This is a genomic window from Streptomyces sp. NBC_00872 (genome assembly GCF_045161915.1).
GTDB lineage: Bacteria > Actinomycetota > Actinomycetes > Streptomycetales > Streptomycetaceae > Streptomyces.
In genome coordinates, this window is sequence record NZ_CP108806.1 from 1,890,200 (window position 1) to 1,902,939 (window position 12,740).

The 12,740-nt window shown below is 69.5% G+C and carries 10 protein-coding genes and 2 pseudogenes; 11 read left to right on the forward strand and 1 reads right to left on the reverse strand.

The genetic code is table 11. From position 1 onward, the window contains the following. Positions 1 to 2 precede the first annotated feature (2 nt). Positions 3 to 575 (forward strand): GNAT family N-acetyltransferase, encoded by a 573-nt coding sequence (locus OG214_RS08135; protein WP_405984342.1) that lies wholly within the window; start codon positions 3 to 5, stop codon positions 573 to 575. Here OG214_RS08135 and OG214_RS08140 read toward each other — a convergent pair. Beyond that, positions 524 to 1,090: an adenylosuccinate lyase gene (locus OG214_RS08140; RefSeq protein ID WP_405984343.1), complete on the reverse strand. Its 567-nt coding sequence runs from the start codon at positions 1,088 to 1,090 to the stop codon at positions 524 to 526. The genes OG214_RS08135 and OG214_RS08140 overlap by 52 nt on opposite strands. A gap of 393 nt (positions 1,091 to 1,483) precedes the next feature. Between OG214_RS08140 and OG214_RS08145 the strand changes: the two are divergent. The 10 genes and pseudogenes from OG214_RS08145 to pssA form a co-directional block, all read left to right on the forward strand. Continuing rightward, positions 1,484 to 2,413: pseudogene (locus OG214_RS08145) on the forward strand (3-hydroxyacyl-CoA dehydrogenase family protein); the annotation flags it as partial. Between the two features lie 108 nt (positions 2,414 to 2,521). Further along, positions 2,522 to 3,382 (forward strand): annotated as a pseudogene (locus OG214_RS08150) (3-hydroxyacyl-CoA dehydrogenase family protein); the annotation flags it as partial. A 147-nt stretch (positions 3,383 to 3,529) separates the two neighbouring features. Continuing rightward, complete coding sequence (locus OG214_RS08155) at positions 3,530 to 4,342, forward strand: TetR family transcriptional regulator (protein ID WP_405984344.1); 813 nt, start codon at positions 3,530 to 3,532, stop codon at positions 4,340 to 4,342. Between the two features lie 485 nt (positions 4,343 to 4,827). Continuing rightward, a complete protein-coding gene (gene ccrA, locus OG214_RS08160; RefSeq protein ID WP_363080748.1) occupies positions 4,828 to 6,231 on the forward strand; it encodes a crotonyl-CoA carboxylase/reductase in 1,404 nt (467 codons plus the stop codon). Positions 6,232 to 6,241: 10 nt separating this feature from the next. Further along, positions 6,242 to 8,254 carry a protein meaA gene (locus OG214_RS08165; RefSeq protein ID WP_405984345.1) on the forward strand — a complete coding sequence of 671 codons (2,013 nt, stop codon included), beginning with the start codon at positions 6,242 to 6,244 and terminating at the stop codon, positions 8,252 to 8,254. After that, positions 8,251 to 9,261, forward strand: coding sequence for a CoA ester lyase (locus OG214_RS08170; RefSeq protein WP_363080750.1), 1,011 nt, complete (start codon positions 8,251 to 8,253; stop codon positions 9,259 to 9,261). Before OG214_RS08165 ends, OG214_RS08170 begins: the two co-directional genes overlap by 4 nt. 3 nt (positions 9,262 to 9,264) lie before the next feature. Then, positions 9,265 to 9,771, forward strand: a complete 507-nt coding sequence (locus OG214_RS08175; protein WP_363080752.1) for a MaoC family dehydratase — start codon at positions 9,265 to 9,267, stop codon at positions 9,769 to 9,771. 7 nt (positions 9,772 to 9,778) lie between these two features. After that, positions 9,779 to 10,984, forward strand: a complete 1,206-nt coding sequence (locus tag OG214_RS08180; RefSeq protein WP_363080753.1) for an acyl-CoA dehydrogenase family protein — start codon at positions 9,779 to 9,781, stop codon at positions 10,982 to 10,984. 180 nt (positions 10,985 to 11,164) lie between these two features. After that, complete coding sequence (locus tag OG214_RS08185) at positions 11,165 to 11,812, forward strand: phosphatidylserine decarboxylase (RefSeq protein WP_066943027.1); 648 nt, start codon at positions 11,165 to 11,167, stop codon at positions 11,810 to 11,812. Next, positions 11,805 to 12,659: a CDP-diacylglycerol--serine O-phosphatidyltransferase gene (pssA, locus tag OG214_RS08190; protein ID WP_363080774.1), complete on the forward strand. Its 855-nt coding sequence runs from the start codon at positions 11,805 to 11,807 to the stop codon at positions 12,657 to 12,659. Before OG214_RS08185 ends, pssA begins: the two co-directional genes overlap by 8 nt. Positions 12,660 to 12,740: the final 81 nt, after the last annotated feature.

Sequence of the window (12,740 nt, forward strand, 5' to 3'; positions counted from 1 at the left end):
CCATGCCCCTCGGCACGACGACGGCCGGCCCGGTCCGGATCCGTGAGATGACCGCCGACGACTGCGAAGCCGTCGCGAGGGTCCGGGTGCGCGGCTGGCAGTACGCGTACGCGGGACTGATACCGCGGGCGTATCTGGACGCGATGAGCGTCGAGGAGGAGACGGCCAAGCGCCGCGAGTATCTGACCAGGGGTGACGGCCGGGTGGTCGATCTCGTGGCGGAGCGTGCGGGCCAGGTGGTCGGCTGGGGCTGCCGCGGCCCGAGCCGCGACGAGGACGCGCCGGCCGGGTCGGCGGAGGTGTACGCGCTCTATGTGCTGCCCGAACAGGTCTCGACCGGCGTCGGCAGGGCGCTGATGGACGCGCTGATCGCCAGGGCCGTGTCGGAAGGCGCTTCGGCTCTGGTCCTGTGGGTCCTCGCGGCCAATGAACGCGCGCGCCGCTTCTACGCGAAGGCGGGCTTCGAGCCCGACGGCGCGGCGGAGGCGTTCGAGGTGGGCGGAGCCACGGTGTCCGAGGTGCGCTACGCGAGAGCGCTGAGCGCGTCCTCGGCGGCGGTGCCCAGCCGAGGATGATCCCGGGCGGCTTCCAGCACGGCACGGGCCCGGGAGTCGCCGAGCCGCCCCAGGCCCTCGACACAGGCGAGCGCCACCCGCCAGTGCGGCTCGTCGGGAGCCAGCAGCCGCTCCAGCGTGGTGATCAGCGCGGGTACGGACTCGGGGGCGCGTAACGCGGTCAGCAGCCGTACGGGATGCAGCGCGTAGGCCGTACGGAGACGGTTGACGGCGAGCGCGGCGGCGGCCCTGGGGGTACGCGGATCACCGAGCCCGGCGAGGGCGTGGGAGGCGGAGACACAGCGCTCGGGGTCGCGGTGGTTGAGCAGCAGCACCAGCGTCTCGAACGCCCGCCGGTCACCGGCGCGGCCCAGCCGGAACGCGGCGATCTCCCGTGCCCACAGGGGCCGTCCACGCTCGACGAGGACGGCGGCCAACTCTTCCGGGTCCTCGGTGGCGATGAGCCGCTCGTATGCCTCGGACCCGCCGGACTCGTCCCGCACCCGGTCCACGAGCGAGCGGAAGTCCTCATCCATACGGTCAGCGTATCGGCGCGCACGGGAGTCCCCCGCCTCGTCGGCGAGACCGCCTCCGCCGCCGCGCTTCGTGACGCAGCGCACAGCGGCCCAGCTATGGCGCGCTCGTTACCCGTCGGTTAATCTCAAATGAGCGGGAAACCCCCGCGGCTCCCGACGGCCTGGTGACGCAGCCGTCGAGAGCGCTGTCGGTTCAGCACCCTCGCGGTCCGGCCCGTCCGGACCGTCCGTACGGCGCGGCTCCGGAACAGAGCCCGCCGCCCACCGCCGCGATCCGCTTCAGCAGAAGCGCGCCCGCCGCGCTCCGGCGCCGTCCTCCGCGCGCCCCCTCTTTCGCGCCTCTCCTCATCCGGCGCCTTCTCTCAGTCGTCACTCATCCTCTGGAGTCCCGTGATGGACATCCCTCTCTCCACCATCGCCGTCGTCGGTCTCGGCACCATGGGGACCGGTATCGCCGAGGTCCTCGCCCGCGCCGGCCGTGAGGTCGTCGGCATCGACATCAGTGACATGGCCGCCGCACGGGCCGTCGCCTCGCTCGAAGCGTCCACCGCGCGGGCCGTGGAGCGCGGGCGGCTCACCGAGGAGGAGCGGCGCACGGTCCTCGCGCGGTTCCGTACCTTCTCCGATCCGCACGCCGCCGCCGGCGCCGATCTGGTGATCGAGGTGGTCCCGGAGTCGTACGAGACGAAGCAGCGGGTCTTCCGCGCGCTGGACGGCATCGTCGGTCCCTCGACGATCCTCGCCACCGGCACCAACGCGCTGTCGGTGACCCGGCTGGCCGCCGGCTCGGCGCACCCCGAGCGGGTGCTCGGTCTGCACTTCTTCAACCCGGCCCCGGCGATGAGGCTGGTCGAGGTGGTCTCCTCGGTCCTCACCGCGCCACGGGCCGTGGCGGCCGTCACCGCGCTCGCCCGGGAGCTGGGCAAGGAGCCGGTCGCGGTGGGCGACCGCCCCGGCTTCGTCGCGGACGGTCTGCTCTTCGGCTATCTCAACCAGGCCGCCGCGATGTACGAGGCCAAGTACGCCTCCCGCGAGGACATCGACGCGGCGATGAGGCTCGGCTGCGGGCTGCCGATGGGGCCGCTCGCGCTGCTGGATCTGATCGGCGTCGACACCGCCCGTACGGTGCTGGACGCGATGTACGCCGCCTCGCGCGACCGGCTGCACGCCCCCGCGCCGGTCCTCAGACAGCTCAGCGAGGCAGGGCTGACCGGCCGCAAGTCAGGGCGCGGCTTCTATACGTACGAGGGTCCCGGCAGCGGCACGACGGTGCCGGACGCGCTGACCCCTGCGGACGCGCTGGCCCCGGCAGCAGCGCTCACCCCGGCGGACGCGCCCGCCCCTGCGCCCGTCCGCACACCCGCGGACGCGCCCGCCCAGCCGGACAGCACCGGACGCGGCTCCGACACACGCGAGCGGTCCGGAAGCGAGGCCCGGCCCGTCCGCTCGGTCGGTGTGGCGGGCTCCGGCACCATGGCGAGCGGGATCGCGGAGGTCTTCGCCAAAGCCGGTTTCGATGTGGTGCTCGCCGCCCGTACCCCCGAGAAGGCCGAGGGCGCCACGGCCCGGATCGCGAAGTCCCTCGCCCGCTCCGTGGACAAGGGAAGGCTGACCGCCGAGGCGCGTGACCAGGCCCTGGCGAGGATCACCCCGGCCGGCTCCCTGGACGCCCTCGCCGAGGTGGATCTCGCCGTCGAGGCCGTGGCCGAGGATCTGGAGATCAAGCGGCAGCTCTTCGCCACGCTCGACAAGGTCTGCCGGCCGGGCGCGGTCCTGGCCACCACGACCTCCTCGCTGCCGGTGGTCGCCTGCGCGCGGGCGACCTCGCGCCCGCAGGACGTGATCGGGATGCACTTCTTCAACCCGGCCCCGGCGATGAAGCTGGTCGAGGTGGTCCGTACGGTCCTGACCGCCGACGATGTCCACGCCACCGCCCGAGCGGTGGCGACGGCCGTCCGCAAGCATCCGGTGGACTGCGGCGACCGGGCCGGTTTCATCGTGAACGCGCTGCTCTTCCCGTATCTGAACAACGCGATCAAGATGGTCCAGGAGCACTACGCGTCGCTCGACGACATCGACGCCGCCATGAAGCTGGGCGGCGGCTATCCGATGGGCCCCTTCGAGCTGCTCGACGTGGTCGGCCTCGATGTCTCGCTGGCCATCGAGAGGGTGCTGCACCGCGAGTTCCGCGACCCGGGCCTGGCCCCGGCCCCGCTGCTCGAACATCTTGTGGCCGCGGGCTGCCTCGGCCGTAAGACAGGGCGCGGCTTCCGCGAATACGCCCGGCGCTGACCGGGCTCCCCGATCCGCGCTCCGGCCCATGGACCGGAGCCATGGACCGGTTCGCCGGGCGTTGCACCAGGTGGTGCGCCGGGTGGTGCGCCCGGCGCTCCGCCCCCACGGGCGCGCTCTCCCGCGCCGATGCAGTACGTTCACCTCATGTCCCAGCCCGCCAAGTCCTCCCGTACCAGCACCAGGTCCGACGTTCCGGAGAGTGCCGCAGGCACCCGCGCGGCCGCCCAGCGGCTGAAGATGCGCCGGGAGCTGGCGGCCGCGGCGATGGAACTGTTCGCGACCAAGGGGTACGAGGCGACGACCGTCGACGAGATCGCCGCCGCGGCCGGGGTCGCCCGCCGCACCTTCTTCCGGCACTTCCGCTCCAAGGAAGAGGCGATCTTCCCCGACCACGACGACACGCTCGTACGGGCGGAGGCGGTGCTCAACGCCGCGCCGGCGCACGAGCATCCGCTGGACACGGTCTGCCGGGGCATCAAGGAAGTCATGCGGATGTACGCGGCCTCCCCCGCGGTCTCCGTGGAGCGCTACCGCCTCACCCGTGAGGTGCCCACGCTCCGCGAGCGCGAGATCGCTTCTGTGGCCCGCTACGAGCGGCTGTTCACCCGCTATCTGCTGGGGCACTTCGACGAGCGCGACCACACCGACGGCAATGACGACCCGCTGCTGGCGGAGGTGGCCGCGTCCGCGGTCGTCACCGCGCACAACCATGTGCTGCGCCGCTGGCTGCGGGCCGGCGGCAAGGGTGATGTGGAGGCACAGCTCGACCACGCCTTCGCGATCGTGCGTGACACCTTCGGTTCCGGTATCGGCTCGGGCCGGACCATCGGCGCCAAGCCGCAACACGCCGCGGCCTCCGCCCGCACCAGCGGGGATGTCCTGGTGACGGTGGCGCGTACGGACGCCCCGCTGGACGAGGTCATGCGCACCATCAAGCAGGCACTCAGGGACGCGTAGCCACCCCCTCCCCTCCCGAACACCTCACGCCCCTCCCGAACACCGCACGCTCCCCGCCCCGCCCCGGGTCCCGTCTCCGAGCCCGGGTCCCGTCGCGTCGCCCGTTCGGCCCCGCGATCGCGCATCGGCACGCCCTGCGCCCATATGGTCACATGAGGTGATACTCCCTGCCGAGGGAGCGGTAGACATTGCTCATGCGTGTCGCACCGATGACAAATGAGAGAGACTCCTGGCACTCAGTGCCTTGTCATGCGTCACGGCGTGCCATACCGTGAGGTTGTCCGGCTGTTCCCGCAAGCCATCCCGTTTGTGGTCCGGACGCCTGCGTCACAGGCAACCTCCGCGCCCACCCGGCGCCGCCGATCAGCACGATCAGCTCCGCCCGTTGATCAGCCGCACCCGCCGAACCGACGGCACCCCTCCCCCGCACAGCAGCGAGCAGCCCCCTCGCATCTCGCTCCCCCAGCTTCGCCGGAGGCTCCACCGTGAAGGAAATCCTGGACGCGATCCAATCGCCGGACACCACGTCCGCCGACTTCGCCGCACTGCCCGTCCCCGCCTCGTACCGCGCGGTGACCGTGCACAAGGACGAGACGGAGATGTTCGCCGGTCTCCCCACCCATGAGAAGGACCCCCGCAAGTCGCTCCATCTCGACGAGGTGCCGGTGCCCGCGCTCGGCCCCGGTGAGGCCCTGGTGGCCGTCATGGCCAGCTCGGTGAATTACAACTCGGTCTGGACCTCGATCTTCGAACCGCTGCCGACCTTCGGTTTCCTGGAGCGGTACGGCAAGATCAGCGAACTCGCCAAGCGGCACGACCTGCCGTACCACGTCATCGGATCCGACCTCTCCGGTGTCGTGCTGCGTACCGGCCCCGGTGTCAACGCCTGGCGGCCGGGCGACGAGGTCGTCGCGCACTGTCTCTCCGTCGAGCTGGAGTCGTCCGACGGCCACAACGACACGATGCTCGACCCCGAGCAGCGGATCTGGGGCTTCGAGACCAATTTCGGCGGCCTGGCGGAGCTGGCCCTGGTGAAGTCCAATCAGCTCATGCCCAAGGCCCAGCATCTGACCTGGGAGGAGGCGGCGGCACCCGGCCTGGTCAACTCGACCGCGTACCGCCAGCTCGTCTCCCGCAACGGCGCCGGGATGAAGCAGGGCGACAATGTGCTGATCTGGGGCGCGAGCGGCGGACTCGGCTCGTACGCCACGCAGTTCGCGCTCTCCGGCGGCGCGAACCCGGTCTGTGTGGTCTCCAGCGACCGGAAGGCCGAGCTCTGCCGGCGGATGGGCGCCGAGGCGATCATCGACCGTACCGCCGAGGGCTACCGGTTCTGGAAGGACGAACACCACCAGGACCCGCGTGAGTGGAAGCGCTTCGGCAAGCGCATCCGCGAACTGACCGGCGGCGAGGACGTGGACATCGTCTTCGAGCACCCGGGGCGCGAGACCTTCGGCGCGAGTGTGTATGTCACCCGCAAGGGCGGCACGATCGTGACCTGCGCGTCGACCTCCGGCTACACCCACGAGTACGACAACCGCTATCTGTGGATGTCCCTGAAGCGGATCGTGGGCTCGCACTTCGCCAACTACCGTGAGGCGTGGGAGGCCAACCGGCTGGTGGCCAAGGGCAGGATCCACCCCACGCTGTCGAAGGTGTACGCCCTGGAGGACACCGGCCAGGCCGCGTACGACGTGCACGACAACCGCCACCAGGGCAAGGTCGGCGTGCTGGCGCTGGCGCCCCGCGAGGGCCTGGGCGTACGCGACGAGGAGCTGCGCGCGCGGCACATCGACGCCATCAACCTGTTCCGCGACACGCCCGCGGAGCGGCACGGACGCCCGCGCACCCACGGCCGCCCGCCCGCCGCCGTGGCAACAGAAGCCTGAGGGCGGCGCCATGACCGACCGTCAGAAGGACAGGCCCTGGCTCATGCGGACCTACGCCGGTCATTCGACCGCCGAGGCGTCCAACGAGCTGTACCGGCGCAATCTCGCCAAGGGACAGACCGGGCTCTCCGTCGCGTTCGACCTCCCGACGCAGACCGGCTACGACCCCGATCATCTGCTCGCCCGCGGCGAGGTCGGCCGGGTCGGGGTCCCGGTCTCGCATCTCGGGGACATGCGGCGGCTGTTCCAGGACATCCCGCTGGAGCGTACGAACACCTCGATGACCATCAACGCCACCGCGATGTGGCTGCTGGCGCTCTACCAGGTGGTCGCGGAGGAGCAGGGCGCGGACATCTCCGCCCTGCGGGGGACGACTCAGAACGACATCGTCAAGGAGTACCTCTCGCGCGGGACCTATGTCTTCCCGCCGGTCCCGAGCCTGCGGCTGACCACCGACATGATCGCCTACACGGTGAACCACATGCCCCGGTGGAACCCGATCAACATCTGCAGCTACCACCTCCAGGAGGCGGGGGCGACCCCGGTGCAGGAGATCGCGTACGCGATGTCCACCGCGATCGCCGTGCTCGACGCGGTGTTCGCTTCCGGGCGGATCCCCGAGGAGCGCAAGGGGGACGTGGTCGCCCGGATCTCGTTCTTCGTCAACGCCGGAGTGCGGTTCATCGAGGAGATGTGCAAGGTGCGGGCGTTCTCCCGTATCTGGGACACGCTCACCCGTGAGCGGTACGGCATCGAGGACGCCGGGCAGCGCCGCTTCCGCTACGGCGTCCAGGTCAACTCCCTCGGGCTGACCGAGGCCCAGCCGGAGAACAACGTCCAGCGGATCGTCCTCGAAATGCTGGCGGTGACCCTCTCCAAGGACGCCCGCGCCCGTGCCGTACAGCTCCCGGCCTGGAACGAGGCGCTGGGGCTGCCCCGGCCGTGGGACCAGCAGTGGTCGCTGCGGATACAGCAGGTGCTCGCGCACGAGAGCGATCTGCTGGAGTACGAGGACATCTTCGAGGGCTCGCGGGTCGTCGAGGAGAAGGTGACGGCCCTGGTCACGGAGAGTCTGGAGGAGATCGACCGTATCCAGGCCATGGGCGGGGCGATGGCGGCCGTCGAGTCCGGCTATCTCAAGTCGCGGCTGGTCTCCTCGCACGCCGAGCGCCGGGCGCGGATCGAGTCGGGCGAGGAGAGGATCGTCGGCGTCAACTGCTACGAGTCCACCGAGCCCAGTCCGCTCACCGCCGACCTCGGCACCGCGATCATGACGGTCGATCCGGCGAACGAGGCACGGGTGGTGGCGGCCCTGCGCACCTGGCGGGACACCCGCGACGAGGCCCGTGCCACCGAGGCGCTGGCCGCGCTGAAGAAGGCCGGGGCGGGCACCGCCGATCTGATGCCCGCCACCCTGGAGTGCGCGCGGGCCGGGGTGACGACCGGAGAGTGGTCCTGGGCGCTGCGCGACGTCTTCGGCGAGTTCCGCGCGCCGACCGGGGTGAGCGGCGCACCGGTCGCGATGGGCCCGGAGGCGGGCACCGCGCTCGCGACCGTACGGGAGAAGGTGTCCCGGACCGCGGCTGAACTGCGGTCGGGGCGGCTGCGGCTGCTGGTCGGCAAGCCCGGTCTGGACGGGCACTCCAACGGCGCCGAGCAGATCGCCGTCCGCGCGCGCGACGCCGGCTTCGAGGTGGTCTACCAGGGCATCAGACTGACCCCGGAGCAGATCGTCGGTGCCGCGCTCGCCGAGGACGTGCACTGTGTGGGTCTGTCGATCCTCTCCGGATCGCATGCCGCGCTGGTGCCCGACGTACTGGCGCGGCTGCGTGAGGCGGGCGCGGGCGACATCCCGGTGATCGTCGGCGGGATCATCCCGGACGGCGACGCCGAGGAGCTGCGGGCGGCCGGAGTGGCCGCCGTCTTCACCCCGAAGGACTTCGGAATCACCGGGATCGTCGGCCGTATCGTCGACGAGATCAGGAAAGCGAACAAGCTCGATCCCTTGGAGGTCTCCGCATGACCGCGCCTGCCACGCCCGTCCCGCCCACGGTGCCGGAGACGGCGGGAGCCGCCGCGAACCGGCTGCGTCCGCGCCGCTCGTGTCTCGCCGTACCGGGCTCGAACCCGCGTTTTCTGGAGAAGGCCCAGGGGCTCCCGGCCGACCAGGTCTTCCTCGATCTGGAGGACGCCTGCGCCCCGCTCGCCAAGGAGGGCGCCCGGCACACCATCGTCGACGCGCTGAACAAGGGTGACTGGAGCGGCAAGACCCGGGTCGTCCGGGTCAACGACTGGACGACGCACTGGACGTACCGCGATGTGATCACGGTCGTGGAGGGCGCGGGCCACAACCTCGACTGTGTGATGCTGCCGAAGGTCCAGGACGCCCAGCAGATCATCGCCCTCGATCTGCTGCTCACCCAGATCGAGAAGACGATGGGTTTCGAGGTCGGCGGGATCGGGATCGAGGCGCAGATCGAGAACGCCAAGGGCCTGGTGAACGTGGACGAGATCGCCGGCGCGTCCCCGCGTCTGGAGACCATCGTCTTCGGTCCCGCCGACTTCATGGCCTCGATCAACATGAGGACGCTGGTGGTCGGGCAGCAGCCGCCCGGCTATGGCGCGGACGCCTACCACTACATCCTGATGCGCATTCTGATGGCGGCCCGTACACACGGTCTCCAGGCGATCGACGGCCCGTATCTCCAGATCCGCGATGTGGACGGCTACCGCGAGGTGGCGGGCCGCGCGGCGGCGCTCGGCTACGACGGCAAATGGGTGCTGCACCCGGGCCAGATCGAGGCGTCGAACGAGATCTTCTCGCCCTCCCAGGAGGACTACGACCACGCCGAGCTGATTCTCGACGCGTACGAGTACTACACGTCCGAGGCGGGCGGCAAGAAGGGGTCCGCGATGCTCGGCGACGAGATGATCGACGAGGCGAGCCGCAAGATGGCGCTGGTCGTCTCCGGCAAGGGCCGGGCCGCCGGGATGCGGCGCACCACCGCCTTCGAAGCCCCGGAGGCGTGAGGCATGCGGTTCGGGAGGACCTTCGAGGAGTTCGAGGTCGGGGCGGTCTACAAGCACTGGCCCGGCAAGACGGTCACGGAGTACGACGACCATCTGTTCTGTCTGCTCACCATGAACCACCACCCGCTGCACCTGGACAGCAACTACGCCGAGAAGACGACCGACTTCGGCAGGAACGTCGTCGTGGGCAACTACGTCTACTCGCTCCTGCTGGGCATGTCGGTGCCGGACGTCTCCGGGAAGGCCATCGCCAATCTGGAGGTCGAGTCGCTCCGGCACATCGCCCCGACCTTCCACGGCGACACGATCTACGGCGAGACGACCGTGCTGGACAAGACTCCGTCGAAGTCCAGGAACGACCGCGGAATCGTGTATGTCGAGACCAAGGGGTACAAGCAGGACTCCACGGTCGTCTGTGTGTTCCGCCGCAAGGTGATGGTCCCCACCGAGAAGTACGTCAAGGAGCGCGGCGGCGAGCAGCCCGGCCGCCCCGAGCCCCGGGAGAAGTGACAGAGCCATGAGCCGACTCGCCCAGACAGCCGGGCTGACCGACATCCAGCGGGAGATCCTGGCGACCGTCAGGGACTTCGTCGACAAGGAGATCCTCCCGGTCGCCACGGAGCTGGAGCACCGTGACGAGTATCCGACGCGGATCGTCGAGGGCCTGAAGGAACTCGGGCTGTTCGGACTGATGATCCCCGAGGAGTACGGCGGTCTGGGCGAGTCGCTGCTGACCTACGCGCTCTGTGTGGAGGAGATCGCCCGGGGGTGGATGTCCGTCTCGGGCATCATCAACACCCACTTCATCGTGGCGTACATGCTCCGACAGCACGGCACCGAGGAGCAGAAGGACACCTTCCTGCCCAGGATGGCGGCCGGCGAGGTGCGTGGCGCCTTCTCGATGTCCGAGCCCGCTCTCGGCTCGGATGTCTCCGCCATCACCTCCAAGGGGGTGCGGGACGGCGACACGTATGTACTGGACGGCCAGAAGATGTGGCTCACCAACGGCGGTACGTCCACCCTTGTGGCGGTGTTGTGCCGTACCGACGAAGGCCATCCCGAGGGCACGGCCCGGCACCGGTCGATGAGCACGTTCCTGGTCGAGAAGGAACCAGGCTTCGGTGAGGTGCGGCCCGGACTCACCATCCCCGGGAAAATCGACAAGATGGGGTACAAGGGCGTCGACACCACCGAGCTGATCATGGACGGACTACGCATTCCGGCCAATCGGGTCCTCGGCGGTACCACCGGCCGAGGGTTTTACCAAATGATGGACGGGGTCGAGGTGGGGCGGGTCAATGTCGCCGCACGTGGCTGTGGTGTCGCACAGCGTGCTTTCGAGCTGGGTGTGGCATATGCCCAGCAACGTCACACCTTCGGCAAGCCCATCGCGCAGCATCAGGCGATCCAGTTCAAGCTGGCTGAAATGGCAACCAAGGTGGAAGCCGCCCATGCGATGATGGTGAACGCGGCACGCAAAAAGGACTCCGGGGAGCGAAACGACCTGGAGGCAGGGATGGCGAAGTACCTCGCCTCCGAGTACTGCAAGGAAGTCGTCGAGGACGCCTTCCGGATCCACGGCGGTTACGGCTTCTCCAAGGAGTACGAGATCGAGCGCCTCTACCGCGAGGCACCGATGCTGCTGATCGGCGAGGGTACCGCCGAGATCCAGAAAATGATCATTGGCCGCCGACTGCTGGAGGAGTACCGTTCGCAGGGCTGATTGTCGCTTTTGATCTTGTTTAGCCGCGAAGTAGATCACACTCCGCCAACAGGTGCCACCGGCTTCCAGCCGCTCGACTCGGCTGCTGGCTTGCTCAGTTGCTGCTCGCAACCGATACCATCGCTGGAAAGCCGCCGTCCCCCGTTACCCGCGCGGCATCATCCGCTACGAAGGTCATCCATGCCCCACAGCCAAACCTCTGCACCACGCGGCCGGGTCCGCCTCGCGCGCGGAGCATCGCCGTGGCTCCTGCCCACCGTCGCCACCGCGGCGATCGGGCTGGTCCGTGCGCGCCGTTCCCGGCGTGCCGCTGTCCTCGCTGTGCCCGCCACCGCGCTCGCGGCGGGCATGCTGTGGTTCTTCCGCGACCCCGAGCGCGAGATCACGCAGGGCCGGGTCATCTCCCCGGCCGACGGTGTGGTGCAGAGCATCATGCCGTGGAAGGACGGGCGCACCCGGGTCGCCATCTTCATGAGCCCGCTGAACGTCCACGTCAACCGCGCTCCCCTCGCGGGGACCGTGACCTCCGTCGAGCACATCCCCGGCGGATTCGTTCCGGCGTTCAACAAGGAGAGCGAGAACAACGAGCGCGTTGTCTGGCACTTCGACACCGAGCTGGGCGATATCGAGATGGTGCAGATCGCGGGTGCGGTGGCCCGCCGCATCGTCCCGTATCTGCCCCAGGGAACCAAGGTGGAACAGGGCGAGCGCATCGGCCTGATCCGTTTCGGCTCGCGTGTCGACATCTACCTTCCGGAAGGTGTCGATGTCGCTGTCGAGGTCGGTCAGACCACGACCGCAGGGGTGACTCGAATTGACCGTGATTGATCCTGATACGCAAGCCGGCTGGGCCACCGAGGCCGAGGCCGAAGCGGAGGACGACGCGGAGGACATGCCGCTGTCACTGAGGCTGTCGATAGCGGACACCCTCACACTCGGCAATGCCACCTGCGGCTTCATGGCCGTCTACTTCACCACGACCGGCATTCTCATCCCCCATCTCACGGGCAGCGACGAGAGCGGTATGGCGCGGCACTCCGCGGCGACGGCCGTGATCCTGATGCTGTGCGCGGCGATCTTCGATCTGTTCGACGGGCTCGTGGCACGCAAGCTGCGCAGCTCACCGATGGGCGCCGAACTGGACAACCTCTCCGACCTGATCAGCTTCGGCCTCGCCCCGGCGTACTTCGTCCTGGTGTACGGGATGGTCGCGGACGACGCCCATCAGCGGGTCTCGGCGCTGGCGGCCGTGGTGGTGCTGCTGGCCGTCGTCCTGCGGCTGGCCAGATTCTCCTGTGTGACCCTGAAGGACGGCATGTTCCAGGGCATGCCGAGCCCCTTCGGCGCGCTGACGGTCATCTCGATCGTGCTGCTGGAGCTTCCCTTCGTACCGACGCTGCTCGCGATCGTCGGGGTCGCGTGGCTGATGGTCAGCCGGGTGGAGTATCCGAAGCCACGGGGAATTCTCGCGGTGGCGATGCTGAGCTGGATCGTGGCGGCGATGGGGCTGCTGGCGGCCTGGGCGTTCGACGCGCCCGGTGGTCAGTTGCTGCTCCAGACGGGCTGTGCGCTCCAGGTCGTGACGGGCGCGGTCATTCCGCTCTTCGCCACGGCCCGGCGGGTGAACACCTTCCGCGACAACCGTCGCGAGGCACGGGCGGCGCAGCTTCCGTAGTGCGTCCCGTTCCGATGTATGTCCTGAGTACGGCTTGAGTACGGCGTGACCGTGAGGGCCCGGGTGCATGGCGCACCCGGG

Excerpts from the sequence above, each read along its gene's own strand:
- OG214_RS08135 (WP_405984342.1), top strand. The coding sequence starts at position 3 with ATGCCCCTCGGCACGACGACGGCCGGCCCGGTCCGGATCCGTGAGATG.
- OG214_RS08140 (WP_405984343.1), bottom strand. The coding sequence starts at position 1,090 with ATGGATGAGGACTTCCGCTCGCTCGTGGACCGGGTGCGGGACGAGTCC.
- OG214_RS08155 (WP_405984344.1), top strand. The coding sequence starts at position 3,530 with ATGTCCCAGCCCGCCAAGTCCTCCCGTACCAGCACCAGGTCCGACGTT.
- OG214_RS08165 (WP_405984345.1), top strand. The coding sequence starts at position 6,242 with ATGACCGACCGTCAGAAGGACAGGCCCTGGCTCATGCGGACCTACGCC.
- OG214_RS08170 (WP_363080750.1), top strand. The coding sequence starts at position 8,251 with ATGACCGCGCCTGCCACGCCCGTCCCGCCCACGGTGCCGGAGACGGCG.
- OG214_RS08175 (WP_363080752.1), top strand. The coding sequence starts at position 9,265 with ATGCGGTTCGGGAGGACCTTCGAGGAGTTCGAGGTCGGGGCGGTCTAC.
- OG214_RS08180 (WP_363080753.1), top strand. The coding sequence starts at position 9,779 with ATGAGCCGACTCGCCCAGACAGCCGGGCTGACCGACATCCAGCGGGAG.
- OG214_RS08185 (WP_066943027.1), top strand. The coding sequence starts at position 11,165 with ATGCCCCACAGCCAAACCTCTGCACCACGCGGCCGGGTCCGCCTCGCG.